Below are 22,300 nucleotides of genomic sequence, written 5' to 3'. Positions count from 1 at the left end.
CCGCAGGATCGGGGGACGCATGAGACCGAAGGCCCTTGCCGGCGCCGCCCTTCTCGCCGGGACCCTCGCCGCAGGCGGCGCGGCGGCGCAGGGACTGGAGGTGCTCGACGGGCTCGACCGCAAGACCCGGGCCGAGGTCGAGCGCGTCCTCGACCGGCTCGACCGCCCCGCCCTGCCGGACCAGGCTCAGGGCAGGGGCCCGGGCGGAGAGGGGCGCGGCCGCGATCCCGACCTGCCCGCCGCGTCGCAGGGTGCCGCCCCGCCGGGGCGCGGCGTCGGCCGGGGACGCGGGCGCGGCACCGCCCTGATCTGGCCGCTCTCCTCCGAGGTCACCTACGAGGTGACCGACCCGGGCGCCGATCTGGCCACCGGCGAGACCGCGCGCTTTCTCGTGGTCGCCAGCCGGAGCTACACCATCGAGGTCGCCTTCCCGACGTGGCAGCCCGGCCCGCCGGCGCCCGCGCTTGTCCGGCAGGCCGCCTTTTCCCGGGACGCGCAGCACATCGGCGGGCAGCTCTTCCTCGACCCGACGCCGGACGATCCGGGCAACGGCGATGCGATCCGGCAAAGCGCGGACGGCAGCCTCACCGTGCTGAGCCTGAGCCGCGGACTGCGGATCTGGGGCCTCGGCGCCGAGATCAGCCCGCAGTTCACCGACAGCCCCACCGGCATCGCCGAGGCGGGGACCTACAGCCTCGAGGCCGAGATCACCCTCAGCCCGTGGTGATCGGGCCGCTTTACGCAAGGCGAGGCACGGGCTATCCCGCCACCGACCGACGCAATCGAAAGGCCCCCGCCGTGCGCCTCGCCCCGCTCGCCGTTCTCTTCGCCCTCACGCTCGTCGCGCTCGTGCCGGAGGCCCGCGCGCAGGGGTTCCAGGTCCGCCCGCTTTTCGTCGACGGGGAGGTGCCGCCGGGCACGCGCGTGACGATCCCGGTGGAGATCTCGCCCACCTCGCAGATCGAGGGGCGCACCATCGACGTCGAGGTCGTCGAACTCACCCAGAACGAGAGCGGCGGCTTCCGCGCGATGCCCTACGACCCCGCGAACGCCCTGCCCCGCTCCGCCGCGCCGTGGATCGAGGCGCCCTCGGAGGTGACGATCGAGGCGCGGGAGACGGAGCTGGTCGAGGTCGAGATGGCCGTGCCCTTCGCCGCGCGCGGCAGCTACGCCGCCGCGCTCCTGCTCAGCGCGCCGCCCCCCGAGGACGCGGAGGGGCTGCGGCTCACCCTGCGGGTGCTGGTGCCCATCGTGGTCGGCACGGAGGGCCGGCCCGCCCGGCAGGACGTGCGTCTCTCCGGCGCCGACCTGCGCTATCGCCAGCCGGAGGGGGAGGACGCCGACGCCGCGACGCCCGAGACGACGCTGGTCGACGCGCTGGTCGAGAACAACGGCGGCACCTTCTCGAGCGTCGAGGGCGCGCTCTGGGTCGACGTGAAGGACGAGGGCGGCGACTGGCGGCAGGTGCGCCGCGTCGACATTGCGCAGCGCCGCATCCTGCCGGAAACCGCGATCACGCTTCCGGTGGACCTCGGGCGGCTGCTGCCGGGGGGCGACTACCGCCTGCGGGGCGAGCTCTACGTGGACGGGCGGCGCACGCAGCCGCTGCGCCGCGAGATCGCCTTCGAGGGGCATCCGGAGGTGCAGGCGCTCGTCACCGACATCGACCTCGAGGTGGAGCCCCTGGTCTTCGAATACGCCTATCAGCCGGGGGCGACGCGCAGCGGGCGCATCGCCGTGACCAACCCGGCCATCGACCCGATCGAGGTGTCGGTCGACGTGGAGATCCCCGAGGGCATGGCCGGCCGCGCGAGCGCGACGGTGCGCGACACGGATCTCTCCGCCGCCGACTGGATCGAGGTGGTCCCGGCGCGTTTCACGCTGCGGCCCGGGCAGACCCGCAACCTGCGCCTGCTGGCGCGCTTTCCCGACGAGGCGCCCGCGCATCAGAACGCCTATGCGGCGCTGAAGCTCTCCGCGGAGTACCGGGACGGGCAGCGCGCCGGCACGGCGACGGGCCTCGTGGAGGTCACGCGGGCCGAGGGGGAGGACACGCCGGACATCGGGCTTGAGCCGCTGCGGCTGGCCAGCACGGAGGAGGCGGGGCGCTACGCACTCGCGCTGCGCGCCACCAACACGGGCGACGTTCTCCTGCGGCCGGAGGTGGAGTACCGGGTGCTCGACACGGGCGGCGCCCGCATCGTGGGCGGCGCGCTGGAGGCGGAGGAAGGATCGCCCCTGATGCCTCTCGCGGCGCGGCGCTTCGGCGGCACGCTGGAGGCGGACACGCTGCCCGACGGGGAGCTCACGCTGCTGACGCTTCTGACGAGCGGCGGCGCGGAGATCGGCGAGGTGGTGCAGACCCTGACGAAGGACGACGAGGGCCGGCTGATCCTGCAATCGCCCGAGTAGCGGCGACGCCACGGACGGCACCCGATCGGGCCCGCGCCCCGTGCGCACGCGACACCGATGCGGCCCGGCGGGGGTGGGGGCACTGCGCCCTCCCGGCGTCCGCGTCACGCGGGGGGCCGGTGCGGCGTGCGCAAGCGCCCCGCGCGCGCGGTCCGGTAAACCGATGGAGACAGGGTCGTTCCCGGTTTTGCCACGATCCTGCGGCGGAGACCGCGCGCGGCCCAGGGCCCGAGAACGCCGCTGCGGGACAGGGTGGCAAGGCTAGACGGTTTCGCCGGCAAGCTCCGGGCGGGTCCAGCCCGGCGGCCCGCGAGGGCCTATTCCTCGGGTGGCAGGATCACGCGGAAGCTGCCGACGGCGACGCCATGCTCCTGCGTCCCCTCGCCCTCGGCGAAGCCCAGGTCGATGCCGGCGTCATCCGAGGGCGCGAAGACGGTGCAGGCGCCACGCGCGAGAACGCTGCGCTCCTCGCCCACGGCGACGGCGACGCGCCGGACATTACCGGAATCGAAGCAGATCAGGAACTCCCCGGACACCCCGCGGGACGCGAGACGGTAGTCGGCCGCGGCCGGCCCCTGTTCCAGCGTCCAGGTTCCGGCGACGGTGCGGCCCGCGTCGGCCATGACGACGGCAGGCAGGGCGCACAGGCCCAGTGCGGCAGCGATACGCAGCATCTTTTCAACATCCCCCGATGTTGCGATCACCGTAGCCGAGCCATCGCGGTGACGCCAGCCCTTGCGCGCCCCGATTTCGCCGCATTTCAGATATCGAGGGCGTTCTCCCGTTCCCAGCGCGAGAAATGCGAGACGAAGCTGTCCCACTCCCGGTGCTTGAGCTTGAGATAGGCGGCGGCGAACTCCTCGCCGAGCGCGCCCTTGAACTCCGCGTCACCATCGAAGGCGCGCAGCGCGTCGAGCAGGTTGAGCGGCAGGCGCGGCGCATCCGTCACGGTGTGGCCGTCGGCATACATGTCGATGTCGAGCCGCGGGCCGGGATCGGCCTCGGACCGGAGGCCCGAGAGCCCGGCAGCGATGATCGCCGCCTGCAGGAGATAGGGGTTCGCGCCCCCGTCGGGCAGGCGCAGTTCGAAGCGCCCCGGCCCCGGCACGCGCACCATGTGCGTGCGGTTGTTGCCCGACCATGTCACCGTGTTCGGCGCCCAGGTCGCGCCGGAATGCGTGACCGGCGCATTGATGCGCTTGTAGCTGTTGACCACCGGGTTGGTGAGCGCGGCCATCGCCGTGGCGTGGCGCATGATCCCGCCGAGGAAATGCGCCCCGGCGGGCGAGAGGCCGACCGCGCCCGTGTCGCCCGGCGCGTCGCCGTCGGCGAAGACGTTGCGCGCCGCGCCACGGCCCGGCGCGTCCCAGACCGAGACGTGGACGTGGCAGCCGTTGCCCGTCAGCCCCTCGACGGGCTTGGGCATGAAGGTCGCGCGGAAGCCGTGGCGCTCGGCCACCGACTTGACCATGAACTTGAAGAAGCTGTGCTTGTCGGCAGTGGCCAGCGCGTCGTCGAAATCCCAGTTCATCTCGAACTGGCCGTTCGCGTCCTCGTGGTCGTTCTGGTAGGGGTTCCAGCCGAGCTCCAGCATGTAGTCGCAGATCTCGCGCACCACGTCGTAGCGCCGCATCACCGCCTGCTGGTCGTAGCAGGGCTTCTCGGCGCTGTCGTGCGGGTCGCTGATGACCTCGCCCGAGGGGTCGAGCAGGAAATACTCCGCCTCGATGCCGGACTTGACGTGAAGCCCCCGCTCCGCCGCGGCGGCGATCTGGCGGCGCAGGACGTTGCGCGGGGCCTGCGCGACCTCCTCGCCCTCCATCATGCAGTTCGCCGCGACCCAGGCGACCTCGGGCTTCCACGGCAGCTGGATCACGCTCTCGGGGTCCGGCACGGCGAGCATGTCCGGATGCGCCGGCGTCATGTCGAGCCAGGTCGCGAAACCGGCGAAGCCCGCGCCGTCCATCTGCATGTCGGCCACCGCCTGCGCGGGCACGAGCTTCGCGCGCTGCCCGCCGAAGAGGTCGGTGAAGGAGATCATGAAGTACTTGACGCCCCTGTCGCGGGCGAACTCGGCGAGGTCGGTGGTCATGCGCTGTCCCTTTCGGTCTGCCCTTCCCCGCGGCGTCAGAGCCCGCCGCCCGGCTTGCCCGGCCACCAATCCGTGCCCGCGAGCGGCACGCGCGCCATGGCGGCGGCCTCCATCGTCACGGCGCAGAGGTCCTCGGGCTCGAGATTGTGCAGGTGGTTGTGCCCGCAGGCGCGCGCGATGGTCTGCGCCTCGAGCGTCATCACCTTGAGATAGTTCCTGAGCCGCCGCGCCGCCGCCTCCGGGTCGAGGCGCGCGGCGAGCGCGGGGTCCTGCGTGGTGATCCCGGCGGGATCGCGCCCCTCGTGCCAGTCGTCGTAGGCCCCGGCGGTGGTGCCGAGCGCCTGATACTCCGCCTCCCACTTGGGGTCGTTGTCGCCGAGCGCGATCATCGCCGCGCTGCCGATCGAGACCGCGTCCGCGCCGAGCGCGAGCGCCTTGGCCACGTCGGCGCCGGTGCGGATGCCGCCCGAGACGACGAGCTGCACTTCGCGGTGCACGCCCAGATCCTGCAGCGCCTGCACCGCGGGGCGGATGCAGGCGAGCGTGGGCAGGCCGACATGCTCGATGAAGACGTCCTGCGTCGCCGCGGTGCCGCCCTGCATCCCGTCGATCACCACAACGTCGGCGCCGGCCTTCACCGCGAGCGCGGTGTCGAAGTAGGGGCGCGTGCCGCCGATCTTCAGGTAGATCGGCTTTTCCCAGCCGGTGATCTCGCGCAGCTCGAGGATCTTGATCTCCAGGTCGTCGGGCCCGGTCCAGTCCGGGTGACGGCAGGCGGAGCGCTGATCGACGCCCTTGGGCAGCGTGCGCATCTCCGCCACGCGGTCGCTGATCTTCTGGCCGAGCAGCATGCCGCCGCCGCCGGGCTTGGCGCCCTGCCCCACCACGATCTCGATCGCGTCGGCGCGGCGCAGGTCGTCCGGGTCCATGCCGTAGCGCGAGGGCAGGTACTGATAGACGAGCTGGCGGGAGTGGCCGCGCTCCTCCTCGGTCATGCCGCCGTCGCCGGTGGTCGTCGAGGTGCCCGCCATCGTCGCGCCGCGCCCGAGGGCCTCCTTCGCCGGGCCGGAGAGCGCGCCGAAGCTCATCCCCGCGATGGTGATCGGGATGTCGAGCTCGAGCGGCTTCGTCGCGTGGCGCGTGCCGAGCGTGACGTTGGTGTCGCAGCGCTCGCGGTAGCCCTCGAGCGGGTAGCGCGAGATCGAGGCGCCGAGGAACAGCAGGTCGTCGAAATGCGGCACGCGCCGCTTCGCGCCGCCGCCGCGGATGTCGTAGATGCCGGTCTCGGCGGCGCGCCGGATCTCGGCGTTGATCCCGGGCGAGAAGGTCGCCGACTGCACAGGCACGGTGCGGGCGCGCGGGGGGGTGTCGTCGCTCATGCTCAATAGGCCGATGCGTTGTCGATGTCGAAGGTGTAGAGGCGGCGGGCCGAGCCGTAGCGGCGGAACTCCTCCGGCGCGGCCGGGGCCCCGGCGCGCGCCAGGAGATCGGCGAGAAGCGCGTGATGCTCCGGGCGCATCTCCTTCTCGACGCAGTCGGCGCCGAGGCTCTTCACGCTGCCGCGCACGAAGAGCCGCGCCTCGTAGAGGCTGTCGCCCAGCGCCTCGCCCGCGTCGCCGAGCACGACGAGCGTGCCCGCCTGTGCCATGAAGGCCGACATGTGGCCCACGTTGCCGAAGACGACGATGTCGATGCCCTTCATCGAGATGCCGCAGCGCGAGCTCGCGTTGCCCTTCACCACGAGCAGCCCGCCGCGCCCGGTGGCGCCGGCGTACTGGCTCGCGTCGCCCTCCACGACGACGGTGCCGGACATCATGTTCTCGGCCACCCCCGGCCCGGCGGAGCCCGCGACCTGCACGGTGGCCTGCTTGTTCATGCCGGCGCAGTAGTAGCCCGTCGAGCCCTGTACGGTGACCGAGAGCGGCCCGTCGAGCCCGACGGCGAGCGCATGCGCGCCGCGGGGGTTCACCACCTGCCAGGCGGTTTCGTTGCCGCCCGAGGTGGCGGCGGCCTGAAGCGTGGCGTTCAGCCTGCGCAGATCGCTTTCGGCGAGGTCGAGGGTCTGCATCAGCGGGTCCAGAAATAGACGGTTGCGGGTTCGGGCTCCCAGACGCGGGCCTGCTCGATGCCGGGCAGATCGACGAGCGCGCGATACTCGGAGCCGAAGGCGACATAGGCCTCGGTCTCGGCCATCACGGCGGGCTTGCAGGCGATCGGGTCGCGCACCACGCCGAAGCCGTCGCGGGTGCCGACGACGAAGGTGAAGAACCCGTCGAGATCGTCGAGCGCCTGCTCGAGCGCGTCGCCGAGGCTCGCGCCCTCCTGCATCCGCCAGGTGAGATAGGCCGCCGCCACCTCGCTGTCGTTCTCGGTCTCCACGGCGACGCCCGCGCGGTCGAGCTGCCGGCGCAGGTTGTGATGGTTGGAGAGCGAGCCGTTGTGCACGAGGCACTGGTCCGGCGCGGTGGAGAAGGGATGCGCGCCGCGCGTCGTCACCGCCGACTCGGTCGCCATCCGCGTGTGCCCGATGCCGTGCGTGCCCGCCATGCCCGCGACGCCGAAGCGCGCGGCGACATCGGCGGGCAGGCCGACCTCCTTGTAGATCTCGATCGTCTCGCCCCGGCTGGTGATCCGCAGGCCCGGGCGCAGGGCGGCGAGCGCCGCGGGCGCCGCGCCCGCGCGGGCGGCGTCGAGGCGCAGCACCGCGTGGCTCCCCGCCGCCGAAAGCGCGACCGGCCCGCCCAGCGCCTCGGCGAGCGCGGTGTCGAGCCCCTCGAAGGCCGCGGGGTCGTCCGACTGCACGGTGATCTTGGCCACGCCGCTCTCGCGCGAGCCGTAGAGCGCGAGCCCCGCGCTGTCCGGCCCGCGATCCGTCATGGTGACGAGCATCCCCGTCAGCATTTCGCCCAGCGCCGGCTCGAGCGCCGGATCCTTCAGGAAGAGGCCCACGATTCCGCACATGCGCGCGTGCTCCACTGGTGGTTGCAGCCTGCCGCGCGATGCGGCGCCGCCCTCACTAAGAAACTTTCTTCACCATGAGGCAATAGCCCGCACCCCTGCGCCCCCACGACCCGACGGTTTTGCGTAATTTTTAATCTTACCGGTCGAAAAATGGGCATCACCCGGACTGCGGATAGGCGATGATCGAAAGATAGCGGATCGGAAGGCGCCGCAGCTCCTCGGGCCCATGCGGCGCGTCGGCCTCGAAAAAGAGCGTGTCGCCGGGGCGGAGCGTGAAGAGCCGCCCGCCGTGGCGGTAGCCCACCTCGCCCTCGAGCATGTAGATCGTCTCGACGCCCTCGTGCTGAAACACCGGGAAGAGGTCGGTCTCCGCCTCCAGCGTGATCAGGTAGGGCTCGACCGTCACGCCGCCCGTGTGGGCGCCGAGATGCCCGAGCAGGGTGTAGTTCTGCCCCGCCCGTGTGCCCGCGCGTTCGACGTCCACCCCCTCGCCCGCGCGGGTGTGCACGGCGCGACGCGTCTCCTCGTAGCGGCGGAAGAAGGCGGTGAGCGGCACGCCGAGCGCATGCGCCAGCGTCGCGAGCGTGGTGAGCGAGGGGGAGATGTTGCCGTTCTCGATCTTCGAGAGCATCCCCGTGGACAGCCCCGTGCGCTGCGCAAGATCGGCGACGGTCATGTCCTGTTGCCGACGGAAGCCGCGCACCTCGCGCCCGATGGCGACCTCGAGCACCTTCTCGCGGTCGCGCGCCTGCCCGTGCGGGTCCTGGTTGAGTTCGCTCTGCCGTCTCGCCACCGCCACGCCCGCCCTTTCGTGCCGCCGGATCGCGCACCGGCCATGCGGCTCAGAATGACGCGGACGCACGCGCGCGGCAATCGGCGGGCCCGGCCGCCGATACGCGCAGCGCGCAGTCAGCGCCCCGCGATCTCGACGGAAAAGCTCCTCTGTGCCCCCTGCGGCGGCGCCGGGAAGGGCGCGGCGCGGCGCACGACCGTCAGGGCCGCGCGATCGAGCCGGGCCGAGCCCGAGCTTCGCGCGAGCGAAACCCCGGCGAGCGCGCCGTCCGCACGCAGGCGGAAGGCCACGAGCGCCGCGCCGCGCGCATTCACGTTCGGGCGGCGCACGCGCGAGAGAGTGCGCATGACGGCACCGGGGTAATTCTGCGCCTCGGCGTTGCCGGTCTGCTGCGCCGCGCCGCCCTCCCCGCGCGAGACGGCCTCGGCCTGCTCGCGCCCCTCCGCCCCTCCGGCCCGCGCATCGCGCTCCGCCGAGCCTTGGCGCGAGGGGGCCGATTGCCGTTCGGCCCGGCGCTCCTCGGTCTGCTGCGGCTCGGGTGCAGGCGCGCGCTCCGGGTCCGGGCGCCGCACCTGCGGGCGCAGCGAGCGGGCGACCGCCATCGGGCTCTCCTCCCCGGCCGCCGGCTCGGCCGGTTCGGCCGCGACCCGCTCCGCCGGCGCGGGCGCCTCGGCGGGCGCAGCCTCGGGTCGCTGAGGCTGCGGCGGCGCCCGTTCCGTAGGCAGGGCGTCCGGCGATCGCGCGGCCCGATCCGGGGCCGCCTGCGGGGGTGTGGCGGTCTCCGCGGCCTCGGGTGTCTCCGGGGCGCTGCGGGTGACCTCGGCGCGCGGGGTCTCGGCCGTCGGGCCCGGGGGCCTGCGGGCGGCCTCGGACGGGGGCTGCGTCCTCGCGGTTTGCGGGGCGCTGGGTGCGTCGGCCGGGGTACGCCCGGCCACCTGCAACCGCCCGTCCGCGGCGCGCGGCGCGATGCGGGCCACCGGCGCGCGGCCCTCCATCGTGGCGGTGGCGGCCGGCGACGTCGCCTCCGAGGCCGCGGTGGGCTGCGCCGTCTCGGCGGCCGTCTTGCGCGGCGCGGGATCCGCCGCGGCAGCGGACAGCGTCTCAGGTGTCGGCGCCCCGGCGTCCTCCGCCCCCTCGGGCCGGGCGACCGGCGGCGCGGTCTCCGGGCGGCGGGCCTCCTCTGTCGGCGGACGGGACGCGAGGCGACCGGCGGCCATGTCGGCGAAACTCGTGCCGAGGCGCACATCGGCCGCGCCGGCGGCGCCCTCCATCTCCACACGGGTCTCGGGCACGAGGGCGAGCGCGACGAGGGCGTGGAGGCCGACCGCGGCCACCGCGGCGGCCGCTTGCGCCCCGCGCGAGCCGCGGATCATTCGAGCCCCCGTTCGGTCACCACGAGCACCCGCTCGGCGCCGGCCGCGCGCAGCGTCGCCGTCACCTCCACAAGGCGCGCCGCCGGCAGATCGCGGTCGGGAAGCAGGCGCGCTGTCCCGTCCTCTGCCACGAGCGCCGCGTCCGGCGTCTCGACGGGCGTTCCGCGGAAGGTCATCCGCCCGTCCGCGTGCAGCACCAGTGCATCGGGCGGCGCGGCGCCCTCGAGCGCGTCGGTCCGCACCAGCCGCACGCCCGGGTCCAGCGGCTGCGCCACCGTGCCCGCGACGAGGAAGAACACCAGCATCAGGAACACGATGTTGATGAGCGCGATGGTCGGCTCGCGCGCGGGGGGCCGCCGGCGCGCCCTCATGACGGCCCCAGCACGGTGGCGCGCACATCGGGGAGTCCGCGCAGAACGACCAGCAGATCGGTCAGCCGCTGCGCCGTCACCCCGTCCCGCAGCGCGACGAGGACAGGGCGCGGGCCCTCGCCCTCGCGCGGCAGCGCGCCGGCAAGCGCGTCGAGCGCCACGGGCGCCCCGTCGAGGGTGAGCCGGTCCGGCCCGAGCTGCAGGAAATGCGGTTGCGCCTCCGGGTCCGCACCGGCCGCGCCCCCGGCTGCGAGCTCGACCTCGGAAAAGCGCGTGAAGGTCGAGGTCAGCATGAAGAACAGCAGCAGTAGGAAGATGACATCCACGAGGGACGTCATCGAGATGCGCCGGCGGCGGCGGGCCTCACGCCGGGCGGGCATGGCCCTCTGCCTGGGTCGGTTGCGTCATGGTCGCGGGCGCGAGCAGCACGCGCAGCGCACGCTCGGCGAAGACCCGCTCGGACTCGATCCGCGCCTCGAGCCAACTGAGACAGGCGGCGGTCGGCATCGCCACGGCGAGCCCCGCCGCCGTCGTCAGGAGCGCCACCCAGATGCCGCCGGCGAGGACCGAGGGATCGACCTGCGCGCCCGCCTCCTGCAGCGCCTGGAAAGCCGAGATCATGCCGAGCACGGTCCCGAAGAGCCCGAGGAGCGGCGCGAGCTGCGCCACCGTGTCGAGGAAGCGAAAGCCGCGCTCCAGCCGGGCGAAGCGCAGCTCCGCCTCGGCGTCGAGGCGGGCGGCGTCGCGGGGACCGTCGAGCGCCATCTCGATCACCGGGCGGAGGTAGCTCCGCGACCGGTCCAGTGCCGCGCGGGCCTCGTCGGTCGCCCCTGTGTCGAGGGCGGCGACCGCGCGCCCGAGCTCCGCGTGCCGTCCGACGCCGGAGGCGGCGAATTGCCAGAGCTTGTAGAGAATGACCGCCGCGCTCGCCACGGAGACGGCGAGCAGGATCACCACGACCGGCCCGCCGAGGTCCACCGCCTGCGCGAGCGCCGCCTGCACCTGAGCGATCATCCGATCACCCCGATCTCTGTCCGGCTGCGCAACTCCAGGCCGGCGGTGCAGGCGCCGGGGCCGAGATCGCCCGCCGCGCAGTCGGTCGCGCCGTTGAAGAGCACCTCGCCCAGCGCCTCGCAGGTGGTCTCGGGCAGAACGAACTGCCGCACGCGCGGCCGGCCCGCGGGGAGCGTGCCGAAATCGAGAAGCGTGAGCCGCTCCACGCGGCCCTCGGTATCGAAGAGCACCGCCTCGAAGACCGCCGCCTCGACATCCCCGTCGTGCCCGTTGGTCGCGAGGAAACTGAGCTCGCAGCCGCTCTCGACGCTGCGCGCGGTGTTGAGCTCGATCGCGAGGCGCGCGCCGATCTCCTCCTCCGCGGCGGCCGGTGCGGCGGCGAGCGTCGCGGCCGCGCAGAGCGGCGCGATCCGTGTCAGCCGTCTCATGGTCGTGCCCTCCCGGCTCACTTGGTCAGGATCAGCTTGCGCGCCTGCGTGATCCGCAGCGTGTAGACCTGATCGCCGAGCGCGATCTTCGCGAGCGTGCCGCCACCGGTGAGCGTCAGCGCGTCGTGGCAGGGCGCCGGCAGGCTCGGGTCCGGGCGGATCCGGTCCTCCGGTACGATGTCGCGTGTGTCCTTCATTCTCGCCTCCTTGGGGTCTGGCATCCGGCCGCGGCGCTCACCATGAAAAGCCGCGGGTGACCGCTACCTTGACGCTCCGTCCCGGCGCGGCGTCGAGCTCGAGGTTCGGGCGGTAGGACTCGTCGGTCACGTTCTCGACCGCGAGGTTGACGGTGACCCCCTCGAGGGGCCCGCGCTCGGGCGTCCAGTCGAGGAAAAGGTCGTGCGTGACGTAGCCGTCGCCGCTGGTCTCGTCGGACTCCGTCGTGATGTCCGCCGCCCAGGTCCCGCGCCAGCCGTAGCGCAGGCCGTGCTCCGGCATCTTGCCCCCGATGGTGAGCGCAAGGGTGTCGGCGGGCGTGTCGGTGAGCGTGTCGCCCGTCGCCTCGTCCTCCGAGCGCACGACCGAATAGGCGGCACGGGAGAACCAGCCTTGCGCCTCGTAGGCCCCTTCGAGCTCGGCGCCCCAGACGCGGGCCTCGTCGATGTTGGAGAAATAGGGCACCGGGTCCGGGTCCGGGCCGGACTCGCGCGGCGTGGTGCCGATCAGGTCCTGAATGTCGTTGTGGAAGGCAGTGATCTTCGCCTCGAGGCTGTCACCCTCGGCGAGGACATCCTGTCCGGCATAGGCAAGCCCGAGCTCGGCGGTCGTCGCGACCTCCGGATCGAGGGCGAGGCTCGGCTCCCGCGCGCTGAGGACGGTGCCCTCCGGCGCGCCGAAGGCGGGGCTTTGGCCCTGTGTCGAGTAGAGCTCGTCCAGCGTCGGCGCGCGCTCGGTCCGGGCGAGCGATCCGAAGACCGACCAGCTGTCGTTCATCTCGTAGAGCGCCGCGATCTTGGGCGAGACGGCGGTGAAGCTCTCGTCCTGCCCGCCCGCGGCGGCGGCCGCCGGGCCGGGCTCCTGCTCGATGCGCTCGAGGCGCAGGCCCGGGATCAGCGTGAGCCCGCTCTCGTGGATGAACTCGCCCTGCGCGTAAAGCGCCGCGCGCGTGTCCGTCCCCTCGGGGTGGAAGCTCATGGCACCTTCGCTGCTCGTCGCGGTGCGCTCCTGCTCGGAGATCTGCGCCCCGAAGGTGAGGTAGTTTTCCCATGCGCCGCCACCGAAGGCGATGGTGTTCTCGGCCTTCAGGGTCAGCGTCTCGTAGGCGGCCTCGTTGTCGCAGAGAACCTGCGTGAAGCCCGGCGCGCAGGAGCTGCCGGCCGAGAAGTCGTCCTTCACCACCTCGGTGTCGGACCAGGACAGCGTCACCTCGAGGTCGAGCCACGGGTTGCCCGCACCCGCATGGCTGTAGGCGATCACCGCGGTGTCGTCCCGGCTCTCGAAATCGGATGTCCCGAAGCCGCCGACCGGGCCGCCCGTCTGCGTGACGGCGGTATCCTCCTGATCGCCCTCGGTGCGGGAGAAGGACAGCCGCAGCGCCTGATCCTGCACCTCGCCGAAGCGGAAGGTGCCCTTCACGAGGCCAGACCAGCGGTCGTGGTCCGTGCCGGCAAGCGTCGCGCCGTCGCCGTCCTCGATGTCGTCGGAGGTGTCACGGTTCAGCGCGAAAAGGAACTCGGCCCCCTCGCGCGGGCGCGTGGCGAAGATCACGCCCGCACCCGCCCCGTCGCCGTTGGAGGCATAATCCGCCGAGAAGCGCAGCGCGCCCGTCTCGCCGGGGGCGAGGAAATCGGCGGCGTCCTTGGTGGTGAAGTTGATCACGCCGCCGATCGCGCCCGAGCCGTAGAGCGTCGAGGAGGCCGGCCCGCGCAGCACCTCCACCCGCTTGTAGAGCGCGGGGTCGCCGAAGAAGGTGCCGGTGCGATACTGCTCGAAGAACTTCGGCGTGCCGTCAACAGTGACGACGACGCGCGACTGGCTCGCCGGTTCGGCGTTGCCGATGCCGCGGATGTTGAAGGTCTCGCCGGTGATGCGGCTGGAGCCGCCGGCCTGCACGCCCGGCACCGTGTCGAAAAGATCGCCCGCCGTGCGCGGCTGTTCGCGGTCGATGTCCTCCTGCTCGAGCACGGTGACCGCCTGCGGCGTGTCGATCGCCACCTTCTCGGCGCCCGCGCCGAGAACCAGCCGCCCGAGCGGCGTCGCGCCCGTGGCCTCCTGCGCCGCCCCCTCGCCCGCCGCGAGCGCCGCCGCCGCGGCGCCGCAGATCAGGCGCACTCTGCACCCCCCGCCAGATCGCATGTCCCATCCCCTCTCTCTGATGTGCCCGGTGACGGCTGGCGGGAGGCTGGCGCGACCGGAACGTGATTTCCGACTTGATGTGTCAGGAATGGAGCTTTAAGAATCCTGACGTAAGCAGTCAAGTATATTTCGGCGCCGCACCGCGCCCGACAGGAGGGACCCGTCATGCCGCTCACCGATCCGCTGACACCCGATGCGATCCTCGAAGCGAAGGCCGCGCGGCCAGATCGTCGCGCGCGCGATCTGGCCCAGTCGCTCGGCATCTCCGAAGGCGCACTCGTCGCCGCCGCCGTGGGCCGGGGCGCGACGCGCCTCGCGCCGCATCCGAACGACCTGATGCCCGCTGTCGCCACGCTGGGCGAGGTGATGGCGCTGACGCGCAACGAGAGCGCGGTGCACGAGCGGATCGGGCAGTATCAGGAGTATCACCCGGGCGATCACGCCACGATGGTGCTCGGCCCCGAGATCGACCTCCGGATGTTTCCGAAGCACTGGGCGCACGCCTTCGCCGTCGTCGAGGAGGGCGAGAGCGGCGTGAAGCGCAGCGTACAGGTCTTCGATGCCGCCGGCGACGCGGTGCACAAGGTCCACCTGAAGCCCGCCTCGGACGTGGCCGCCTTCGAGCGGCTGGTCGAGGCGCTCGCCACCGGGGACGCGCGCCGCGATTTCGCTGCCGAGGCGCGGACGCCGCCCGAGGGCGCGAAGATGCGGGAGGACAAGATGGACCTCCTGCGCAAGGAGTGGGACCGGATGACCGACACCCACCAGTTCCTGCGCCTCGTCTCGAAGCTGAAGATGAACCGCCTCGGCGCCTACCGCGGCGCGGGCAGTCCTTACGCCGAGCCGCTCGCGCCCGAGGCCGTCTCGGCCATGCTGGAGGGCGCCGCGGCCGAGGGCATCGAGATCATGCTCTTCGTCGGCAACGCGGGCTGCATCCAGATCCACGCAGGCGCGATCGAGACCATCAAGCCGATGGGACCGTGGCAGAACGTGCTCGACCCGCGCTTCAACCTGCACCTGCGCGCCGATCACGTCGCCGAGGTCTGGCGCGTGTGGAAGCCGACGCAGCGCGGGCCGGCCATCTCGGTCGAGGCCTTCGACGCGGAGGGGCGGCTTATTCTCCAGTGCTTCGGCAAGCGCAAGGAGGCCGAGCCGGTCGCGTGGAACGCGATGATGGCCGAGCTGCCTCTCGCCGAGGAGGCGCCGGCATGAAGGCCCTCGCCCTCGCCGCCCTGCTCGCCGCCGCGCCGCTCGCCGCCGGGGCGGCGGAGCGCATCGTCTCCGTCGGCGGATCCGTCACCGAGACGGTCGCGGCGCTCGGCGCGCTCGACCGGGTCGTGGCGCGCGACACCACCTCGAGCTGGCCGGAGGAGGTGGAGGCGCTGCCCGACGTGGGCTACGTGCGCCGCCTCTCGCCCGAGGGGGTGCTCTCGGTCGCGCCGGACCTGATCCTCGCCGAGGAGGGTGCGGGCCCGCCGGAAACGGTCGCGGTGCTGGAGCGCGCCGAGATCCCCTTCGTCACCGTGCCGGATGCCACCGACGCCGCGGGCGTCGCCGCCAAGATCGAGGCGGTGGGCGCGGCGCTCGACCTCGAGGAGCGCGCCGCCACGCTCGCCGGGAAGATCGAGACGCGGATCGCCGACACCGCCGCCCGCGCCGCCGAGGTCGAGACGCCGGCGCGCGTGCTCTTCGTTCTGTCGGCCGAGGGCGGGCGGCTTCTCGCCTCGGGCACCGACACGGCCGCGGCCGCGATGATCGACCTCGCGGGCGGCGTGAACGCCGTCACGGGCTTCGAGGGCTACAAGCCGCTCACCGACGAGGCGGTGCTCGCCGCCGCGCCGGACGTCGTGCTGATGATGGAGGGCCGCGCCGAGGGTCACGGCGGCGCGGGCGTCCTGAGCCACCCGGCGCTCGCGCAGACACCCGCCGGCCAGGCCGGCCGCCTGGTGGAGATGGACGGGCTCTACCTGCTCGGCTTCGGGCCGCGCACCGCGGAGGCGGTCGCCGACCTGCACGCCGCGCTCTACCCCGGGGGCTGAGGGGATGGTCGCGCTCTCCGAGGCCACGGGCCCCGTCGCGGGCGACCGCCGCGCCCGCGCGCGCCGCGCCACGCTCGCGCTCGTCGGGCTCGTGCTCCTCGCCTCCTGGGCGGCGCTCGCCACCGGGGCGGCGGGCGTGTCGCTGCCGCAGGCGCTCGGACGGCTCGTCACGGGCACGGGGCTTACCCTGCAGGAACAGGTCGTGCTGTGGGACATCCGGCTGCCGCGGCTCGTCACCGGGCTCTGCGTGGGGGCGGCGCTCGCCGTCTCCGGCGCGGTGATGCAGGGGCTCTTCCGCAACCCGCTCGCCGATCCGGGGCTCGTCGGCGTCGGCGCGGGCGCGGGCCTAGGCGCGGTGACGGCGATCGTGCTCGGCGGGCTGCTGCCCCCGGCGCTCGCCGCGCTGGCCGGCATCTACACCGTGCCGATCGCCGCCTTTCTCGGCGGCTGGGCGGCGACGCTGATCCTCTACCGCGTCTCGACACGCGCGGGGCGGACATCGGTGGCGACGATGCTCCTCGCCGGCATCGCGCTCGGCGCGCTCGCAGGCGCGGTGACCGGGCTTCTGGTCTACGCCGCCGACGACCAGCAGCTGCGCGACCTGACCTTCTGGGGCCTCGGCTCGCTCGCGGGGGCGTCCTGGGCCAAGCTCGCGGTGGCCGCGCCGGTGATGCTCGCCGCCATGGCGGGCACGCTCTGGCTCGCCCGCGGGCTGAACGGGCTCGCCCTCGGCGAGGCGGCGGCGGCGCACATGGGCGTGCCGGTGCAGCGGATGAAGAACCTCGCCATCCTCGCGGTTGCCGCGGCGACCGGCGCGGCAGTCGCGGTCTCGGGCGGCATCGGCTTCATCGGCATCGTCGTGCCGCATCTCCTGCGCCTCGCCACCGGCCCGGACCACCGCTATCTCCTGCCCAACGCGGCACTTCTCGGCGCGGCGCTGCTCGTCGGCGCGGACATCGTGGCGCGCAGCGTGATCGCGCCGGCGGAGCTTCCCATCGGGATCGTCACCGCGCTGATGGGCGCGCCGGTTTTCCTCTGGATCCTGCTGCGCCGCCGCGGCGTCGTGGACCTGTGAGGCGCGCGATGCTGGAAGCGCGCGATATCACCGTCGATCTGGGCAAGCGCCGGATCCTGCACGGGCTGTCGCTCGCCGCCGCCCCCGGCGAGGTCACCATCGTGCTCGGCCCCAACGGCTCGGGCAAGACGACGCTGCTGCGCGCGCTCACGGGGGACGTGGCCGCCGAGGGACACATCAGCCTCGACGGCGCCGACCCGCGCCGCCTCGCGCCATGGGAACTCGCCCGGCGCCGCGCGGTGCTCGCGCAGTTCGCGCGCCTCGCCTTCCCCTTCACGGTGCTGGAGGTCGTGCGCCTCGGCGCCGAGGCGGCGGGGGAGGTCGGCGCGGCCGCCTCGGCGCGGTCGCGCGCGGCGCTCGACAAGGTCGATCTGGCCGGCTACGAGGGCCGCCTCTATCAGGAGCTCTCGGGCGGCGAACAGGCGCGCGTGCAGCTCGCCCGTGCCCTCGCGCAGGTCTGGGAGCCCAAGGGGCCCGAGGGCCCGCGCTGGCTCTTCCTCGACGAGCCGGTGGCGAGCCTCGACGTCGCGCATCAGCTTCAGGTCATGGAACTCGCCGCCGACTATGCCCGTCAGGGCGGCGGGGTGATCGCGGTGATGCACGACCTGACGCTCACGGCGCTCTTCGCCGACAAGGTGGTGCTCCTCGACGCGGGCCACGTCGCCGCGGAGGGGCCGACGGCGGAGGTCATCCGCGCCGACCGCCTCGCCCGCGTCTACGGCTGCCGGATCGACGTCATCGCCGCGGGCGATCCGCAGCGTCTCATCGTGACGCCGGTGCCGGACCCGCGCGCCGCCGGGTAACGGCAGATGTCATCGCGTCGCTGCGCAAGAGGCGGCCAGCCCGGCCCGAGGATGGCATGTCCCGGTCAGGTGGAGGACACCGGCCGCCCGGGGGCACGCGGCCAATGCCCGACGGTGACGGCGCGCGCACCGCCCCGACCGCGGTTCGGTCGGCCGCGCGGCCAACCCGGGGTCCGCGCCGTCGCGGCCGCTCCATCGCACGAGATGTTCCACCAACCGACCCGACAGCGGGCAAGGCGACGATCACCCCCAGCGCCCGCCCGTCGGACATGGTGGCGATCCACGCCGGATCCGCCCGGCGGGACGGACGACCACGTCACACCGCCGGCGCGTCACCCGGCCCGTCGAAAAGCGGCGCCGCTTCCATCGCGCGCAGGAGTTCGATGAACCCCGCGACCTGATGCTCGGCTGTGGCATGCCCCTTCTCCGCCGTCGCGGCGGCGGCGTTCCCCACGGTGCCCGCGGGGTTCAGGTCCGAGGCGATCCAGCCGTAGCTCACCGGCCCGACCGGCGGGATCGCCGCCCCCTCGGCACTGGAGCGGAAGTCGCGCGCTGCCGCCATGTCCACCGTGTGCGGCGCGAAGGCCAGCATCAGCGAGGTTTCGACATCGCCGCCATGGATGCCATGGGCGCGCTCGTGCTCGGAATACACCCCGTCCGGCGTGCCGAAAGCGCCCCACTGGCACTTCACGGCCAGCATGCCCGCCCGCACCCGGAGCTCCCGCGCAAGGATCGAGACGAGATCGAGGTTGCCGCCGTGGCTGTTGACGAGCGCGATCTTGCGCACGCCGGCCCGCGCCACGGAGAGCCCGATCTCGCGCCACGCGTCGAGCGCGGTCTCCGCCGGGAGCGTCAGCGTCCCGCCCGCCCAGAGATGCTCGTTCGACTTGCCCACCGCCTGCACGGGCAGGATGCGCAGGTCGAGATCCTCGGGGCAGCGCGCGCGCAGCCGGTCGAGCATCCCCTCCGCGATCATCGTGTCGGTGCCGAGCGGCAGGTGCGGGCCGTGCTGCTCGACGGCCGCGGTCGGCAGCACGGCGATGGTGCGCATGGGGTCGATCGCCGCGACCTCCGGTGCGCGCATCTCGGTCCAGTCGAGGCGACGGGTCATCGCGGCGCCTCTGCTTCGTAGGTCGCCTCGAGCCGCGCGCGCAGGTAGGCCGCCCCCGTCACCGGCGGGTATTTCGGCGCGCCCGTCCCCGGCAGCGGCGCGATGCGCGCCTCCGGGTCCGGATCGAGGAAGAAGGCCACCGAGCGCCGCGCCCGCTCGGGCGGCAGAACGCGGTGGGGCGTCGAGACATAGGTGTCGTTCGTCCAGCGCATGAGGCAGTCTCCGATGTTGACGATGACGGCGCCGGGCAGGTGCGGCACGCCGGTCCAGCCCGCGCCGCGCGGGCGGATCTGCAGCCCCGGCTCCCCGTCCGTGAGCAGAAGCGTGACCGACCCGTAATCGGTGTGCGCGCCCGCCCCGATCTCTCCCGGCGTGCCCTGCGCCGCCGGGTAGGACAGAAGCCGCAGCGTCGCCATGGGCGCCGAGAAATGCGGCGCGAACCAGTCCTCCGGCAGCTTCAGATCGCGCGCGAAGGCACGGTGCAGATCGACCCCGAGCGCGAGGGCTGCGTCGTAGTAGGCCAGCATCGCCTCGCGGAAGCCCGGCTGGTCGGGCCAGAGGTTCACGCCGCGAAAGGGCTCGCCCGCCAGAACCCGCGGATCGTCCGCCGCGAGATCGAGACCGATGTTGAAGGCTTCCTTGCGGTCCGCCTGTCCCGAGGCCGGGTCGAGCGCCTCCGCCCCCTCAGCCGCCCAGCCGCGGTTGTGCGGGTTCGCCAGGATCGAGAGCGGCACCTTCTCGGCCTCGGGGGCGGCGAAGAACCGCGCCGCCTGCGCGAAGACCGCCTCGATCAGCGCCGGCGCGATCCCGTGTCCCGTCAGCAGGAAGAACCCCGGGCCGCGGCAGGCGGCGCCGATCTCGCGCGCGACGCCCTCCGGGTCGGTGGCGGCGCGCGCCCAGTCGATCACCGGCGGCGTCATGCGGTCCGCGCCTCCGTGCCCCGCGCAGCGCCGCCGGTCATCCGGTCCACCCGGCGCGCCACGCGCGCGAGATGCCGCGCGCGGCTCTCGGCCGTGGAACTGTCCATCAGGTAATGCGCGGCGAAGACGGTCCGGCAGTCCCGCGCGCAGAGCGCGCGCACGCCCCGCAGGATCGTCCGCTTGCCCGGCGCGCCGATCAGGAAGGTCAGCCACCGGCTCGCCCCGCAGGTGGTGAAGACGGCGAGACGCCGGACATGGGTAAGCCCCGGGCGGATCGTCTCGCCCGGCCCCTCGGGCATCACGAAGGCCGACCCGGGCAGGAGCACGCGGTCGAGCCAGCCCTTCAGCATCGCCGGCAGCCCGTACCACCAGGTCGGGTAGACGAAGATCAGCGTGTCGCACCACTCGATATGCGCCAGGTGGCCCGCCACGCCCGCGCGGTTCTCGGGCACCCGCTCGTAGCCGTCGTGCTCCGCCGGTCCGAGCACCGGGTCGAAGCCCTCCGCGTAAAGGTCGATCAGCCGCACCTCCGCCCCCGCCGCGCGCAGCCGACCGATCACCGTGTCGCGCACGGCGGCCGTGAAGCTTCCCTCGCGCGGATGGCAATGGACGATGAGCGCGCGCATTCAGAGCGCCTCCATCTCGCGGCCGACACGGTCGAGAAAGGCGCGCCGCCGCGCCGCGTCCGCGCGGTTCATGTCGTAGAGCGCGAGGTAACGCGTCCGCCGCGGCTGACAGGCATGCCGCACCGCGCGGGTCACCACCCGGCGCGGCGGGTCGCCCGCGAGCGCCGCGCGCAGCCGCGTGCCGCCGTAGGTCGTCACCGCCGCGAGGCGCCGGATGTTGGTGAGCGCCGGCCGTACCTGCCCGTCCACCAGCCGGAAAGAGACACCGGGCAGGAACACCCGGTCGAGGAACCCCTTGAGGATCGCCGGGAACCCGAAGTTCCAGACAGGAAACACCATGACCAGCGCCTCCGCCGCACGGAGCCGGTCGACCTGGCCCTGCACCGGAGCGGTGTTGGCGCCGGAGTCGTGATACCCGCGCCGCTCCACGCAGGAGAGGACGGGATCGAAGCCCTCGGCGTTCAGGTCACAGGCGTCCACCTCCCAGCCGCGCGCCTCCAGCGCCGCCCGCACATGGGCGTCGAGCGCGGCCGAAAAGCTCTCGGGACAGGGATGCGCGAAGAGAACGAGCGCCCGCGTCATGCGCCGCACCCCGCCGCTGCCCCTGCGCCCACGGCACCGGCGGGTGCCTCCGGCGGGAGTATTTTCGCCAAGATGATGGGCCGGTAACGTCCGATTAACCGCTGCCTCTTACGGTGAGCGACGCGGTACAGGCTGGAGAGCCGATGACCGCCCAAGGTGATGGGCCGTAGCCAGGTCGGCCTGGACCGGCACACGCCGTCCCCGCCCCGCTGCGGGCGCCCGTGCGACGCTGCGGTGGGGCGGGGCATCCCGCATCCATCATCTTGGCGGAAATACTCTCGGGGGGTGAATGGCGCGCGCCTGCGCGCCAGAGGGGGGCAGACAGCCCCCCCGCACCGGGCGGTCCGGGCGCCGCGGGTCATTCCGCCGCCTTCAGCCCGGGGTAGGCGTACATCCGGTCGTAGGACCAGTCGGGATCGTCCCAGGCGATCATCTTGCCGGGGTTCAGGAGGCCCTTGGGATCCGCCTCCCGCTTGAAGGCGAGCTGGCGGTCGTCGACGCTCTGCCGGCCGCCCTCTTCGAGGGTGTAGCGGTGCGGGTTGAAGATCATCGCGCCGGCCTCTTCGTGGGCGCGCACGATCTCGTCGAGGCGTTCCTCGGTGGTGAACTTCACGAGGCTGAGGCCCGCGAAGATCGCCTTGCCGTTCTCGCGCAGCACCTCGAGGTGCTGGAGGACTTCCGGCGAGAATTCGGCGCGGATGCGTTCGACCAAAGCCTTGTGGTCGGGAAAGCCGTAGCGCACCTGAAGGTAGGTGATCGACGGGTCCACCTTGAGCGCGCGCAGCGTCGTGTGGTTCCAGGTGTATTCGAAGATGCGCCCCGGCGCCTTCTCCCAGTCGGAGGCGTCCGAGCGGTAGATGATCCGCGCGCCGGGCGTGCGGGCCGTGAAGGTCAGGAGCCCGTCCATCGACTGCGGCGCGACCATCAGCGCGACGAGGCTCTGCCCCTCGGCGACATGCGGGCGCACGCGCTGGAAATAGGCGTGCGCGATCGGTGCCTCGAAGACGGTCGCGAGCTTGAGGAGGATGCCGTCCCCGTTGGCGAGCCCCTCGGCGTAGTCCATCGCCGGGGCAAAGTCGTCGAAGGCGACGAAGAGCTCGACCCAGTCGTAGGCCGGCGCGAGCGGCATCTCGATCTCGGTGATGATCCCGTTCGTGCCGTAGGCGTGGCTCACGCGGGCGAGCTCCTCGCCCCGGAACTCCAGCACGCGGGGCGTCTCTTCCATCGTGACGACGCGCAGGCGGATGATGTTGCCGAGGTCGCGCAGGCTGCCCCAGGTGCAGGAGCCGACGCCGCCCGATCCGCCGGCGACGAAGCCGCCGATGGTGGCCGTCGCCCAGGTGGA

General features: G+C 73.1%; 24 protein-coding genes. 6 read left to right on the top strand and 18 right to left on the bottom strand.

The genetic code is table 11. The annotated features are described in order from the left end of the window. Positions 1–19: 19 nt before the first annotated feature. Complete coding sequence (locus ACESL7_RS02145; RefSeq protein WP_372890987.1) at positions 20–727, top strand: hypothetical protein; 708 nt, start codon at positions 20–22, stop codon at positions 725–727. 71 nt (positions 728–798) lie between these two features. Further along, on the top strand, positions 799–2,412 hold the full coding sequence (locus ACESL7_RS02140) for a hypothetical protein (RefSeq protein ID WP_372890985.1): 1,614 nt from the start codon (positions 799–801) through the stop codon (positions 2,410–2,412). A 317-nt stretch (positions 2,413–2,729) separates the two neighbouring features. Here ACESL7_RS02140 and ACESL7_RS02135 read toward each other — a convergent pair whose 3' ends face one another. The 13 genes from ACESL7_RS02135 to ACESL7_RS02075 all read right to left on the bottom strand — a co-directional run bounded on the left by ACESL7_RS02135 (position 2,730) and on the right by ACESL7_RS02075 (position 13,775). Further along, complete coding sequence (locus ACESL7_RS02135; protein WP_372890983.1) at positions 2,730–3,086, bottom strand: hypothetical protein; 357 nt, start codon at positions 3,084–3,086, stop codon at positions 2,730–2,732. An 86-nt stretch (positions 3,087–3,172) separates the two neighbouring features. Continuing rightward, positions 3,173–4,504 (bottom strand): type III glutamate--ammonia ligase, encoded by a 1,332-nt coding sequence (glnT, locus tag ACESL7_RS02130; RefSeq protein WP_372890981.1) that lies wholly within the window; start codon positions 4,502–4,504, stop codon positions 3,173–3,175. A 35-nt stretch (positions 4,505–4,539) separates the two neighbouring features. After that, the gene (locus ACESL7_RS02125) at positions 4,540–5,883 is read right to left on the bottom strand and encodes an FMN-binding glutamate synthase family protein (protein ID WP_372890979.1); all 1,344 of its coding nucleotides are present in this window, start codon (positions 5,881–5,883) and stop codon (positions 4,540–4,542) included. Between the two features lie 2 nt (positions 5,884–5,885). Beyond that, entirely contained in the window at positions 5,886–6,572 is a 687-nt protein-coding gene (locus ACESL7_RS02120; RefSeq protein WP_372890977.1) for a GltB/FmdC/FwdC-like GXGXG domain-containing protein, read from the bottom strand. Next, complete coding sequence (locus ACESL7_RS02115; RefSeq protein WP_372890975.1) at positions 6,572–7,465, bottom strand: class II glutamine amidotransferase; 894 nt, start codon at positions 7,463–7,465, stop codon at positions 6,572–6,574. Before ACESL7_RS02115 ends, ACESL7_RS02120 begins: the two co-directional genes overlap by 1 nt. A gap of 157 nt (positions 7,466–7,622) precedes the next feature. Continuing rightward, positions 7,623–8,258 carry a helix-turn-helix domain-containing protein gene (locus tag ACESL7_RS02110; RefSeq protein ID WP_372890973.1) on the bottom strand — a complete coding sequence of 212 codons (636 nt, stop codon included), beginning with the start codon at positions 8,256–8,258 and terminating at the stop codon, positions 7,623–7,625. 116 nt (positions 8,259–8,374) lie between these two features. After that, positions 8,375–9,631, bottom strand: a complete 1,257-nt coding sequence (locus ACESL7_RS02105; RefSeq protein ID WP_372890971.1) for an energy transducer TonB family protein — start codon at positions 9,629–9,631, stop codon at positions 8,375–8,377. Then, positions 9,628–10,002, bottom strand: a complete 375-nt coding sequence (locus tag ACESL7_RS02100) for an ExbD/TolR family protein (RefSeq protein WP_372890969.1) — start codon at positions 10,000–10,002, stop codon at positions 9,628–9,630. Before ACESL7_RS02100 ends, ACESL7_RS02105 begins: the two co-directional genes overlap by 4 nt. After that, positions 9,999–10,382 (bottom strand): biopolymer transporter ExbD, encoded by a 384-nt coding sequence (locus ACESL7_RS02095; protein WP_372890967.1) that lies wholly within the window; start codon positions 10,380–10,382, stop codon positions 9,999–10,001. Before ACESL7_RS02095 ends, ACESL7_RS02100 begins: the two co-directional genes overlap by 4 nt. After that, a complete protein-coding gene (locus ACESL7_RS02090) occupies positions 10,366–11,016 on the bottom strand; it encodes a MotA/TolQ/ExbB proton channel family protein (protein WP_372890965.1) in 651 nt (216 codons plus the stop codon). Before ACESL7_RS02090 ends, ACESL7_RS02095 begins: the two co-directional genes overlap by 17 nt. Beyond that, positions 11,013–11,444 carry a hypothetical protein gene (locus tag ACESL7_RS02085; RefSeq protein WP_372890964.1) on the bottom strand — a complete coding sequence of 144 codons (432 nt, stop codon included), beginning with the start codon at positions 11,442–11,444 and terminating at the stop codon, positions 11,013–11,015. Before ACESL7_RS02085 ends, ACESL7_RS02090 begins: the two co-directional genes overlap by 4 nt. 17 nt (positions 11,445–11,461) lie before the next feature. Beyond that, a complete protein-coding gene (gene hemP / locus ACESL7_RS02080; RefSeq protein WP_372890962.1) occupies positions 11,462–11,641 on the bottom strand; it encodes a hemin uptake protein HemP in 180 nt (59 codons plus the stop codon). Positions 11,642–11,678: 37 nt separating this feature from the next. Beyond that, positions 11,679–13,775: a TonB-dependent receptor domain-containing protein gene (locus ACESL7_RS02075; RefSeq protein WP_372890960.1), complete on the bottom strand. Its 2,097-nt coding sequence runs from the start codon at positions 13,773–13,775 to the stop codon at positions 11,679–11,681. A 189-nt stretch (positions 13,776–13,964) separates the two neighbouring features. Between ACESL7_RS02075 and ACESL7_RS02070 the strand changes: the two genes are divergently transcribed. The 4 genes from ACESL7_RS02070 to ACESL7_RS02055 are packed head-to-tail and all read left to right on the top strand — an operon-like array spanning position 13,965 to position 17,716. After that, positions 13,965–15,011, top strand: a complete 1,047-nt coding sequence (locus tag ACESL7_RS02070) for a hemin-degrading factor (RefSeq protein ID WP_372890958.1) — start codon at positions 13,965–13,967, stop codon at positions 15,009–15,011. Then, positions 15,008–15,838: a heme/hemin ABC transporter substrate-binding protein gene (locus tag ACESL7_RS02065; RefSeq protein WP_372890956.1), complete on the top strand. Its 831-nt coding sequence runs from the start codon at positions 15,008–15,010 to the stop codon at positions 15,836–15,838. The genes ACESL7_RS02070 and ACESL7_RS02065 overlap by 4 nt, the downstream gene beginning before the upstream one ends. A gap of 4 nt (positions 15,839–15,842) precedes the next feature. Then, on the top strand, positions 15,843–16,913 hold the full coding sequence (locus ACESL7_RS02060) for a FecCD family ABC transporter permease (RefSeq protein WP_372890954.1): 1,071 nt from the start codon (positions 15,843–15,845) through the stop codon (positions 16,911–16,913). 8 nt (positions 16,914–16,921) lie between these two features. Continuing rightward, a complete protein-coding gene (locus tag ACESL7_RS02055; RefSeq protein ID WP_372890952.1) occupies positions 16,922–17,716 on the top strand; it encodes a heme ABC transporter ATP-binding protein in 795 nt (264 codons plus the stop codon). Positions 17,717–18,032: 316 nt separating this feature from the next. Here ACESL7_RS02055 and ACESL7_RS02050 read toward each other — a convergent pair whose 3' ends face one another. The 5 genes from ACESL7_RS02050 to ACESL7_RS02030 all read right to left on the bottom strand — a co-directional run. Next, the gene (locus tag ACESL7_RS02050) at positions 18,033–18,827 is read right to left on the bottom strand and encodes a creatininase family protein (protein WP_372890950.1); all 795 of its coding nucleotides are present in this window, start codon (positions 18,825–18,827) and stop codon (positions 18,033–18,035) included. Then, entirely contained in the window at positions 18,824–19,747 is a 924-nt protein-coding gene (locus ACESL7_RS02045) for an isopenicillin N synthase family dioxygenase (protein WP_372890948.1), read from the bottom strand. The genes ACESL7_RS02050 and ACESL7_RS02045 overlap by 4 nt, the downstream gene beginning before the upstream one ends. Then, positions 19,744–20,373 (bottom strand): NAD(P)H-dependent oxidoreductase, encoded by a 630-nt coding sequence (locus ACESL7_RS02040; protein WP_372890946.1) that lies wholly within the window; start codon positions 20,371–20,373, stop codon positions 19,744–19,746. The genes ACESL7_RS02045 and ACESL7_RS02040 overlap by 4 nt, the downstream gene beginning before the upstream one ends. Next, positions 20,374–20,955: an NAD(P)H-dependent oxidoreductase gene (locus ACESL7_RS02035; protein WP_372890944.1), complete on the bottom strand. Its 582-nt coding sequence runs from the start codon at positions 20,953–20,955 to the stop codon at positions 20,374–20,376. It abuts the gene before it with no gap. 358 nt (positions 20,956–21,313) lie between these two features. Then, the coding region (locus ACESL7_RS02030) for an FAD-binding oxidoreductase (protein ID WP_372890942.1) at positions 21,314–22,300 on the bottom strand (987 nt) is incomplete at its 5' end.

Origin of the sequence: Rhodosalinus sp. (assembly GCF_041685465.1) — a bacterium.
GTDB lineage: Bacteria > Pseudomonadota > Alphaproteobacteria > Rhodobacterales > Rhodobacteraceae > Rhodosalinus.
This window is presented reverse-complemented; position numbering and strand designations above follow the sequence as displayed.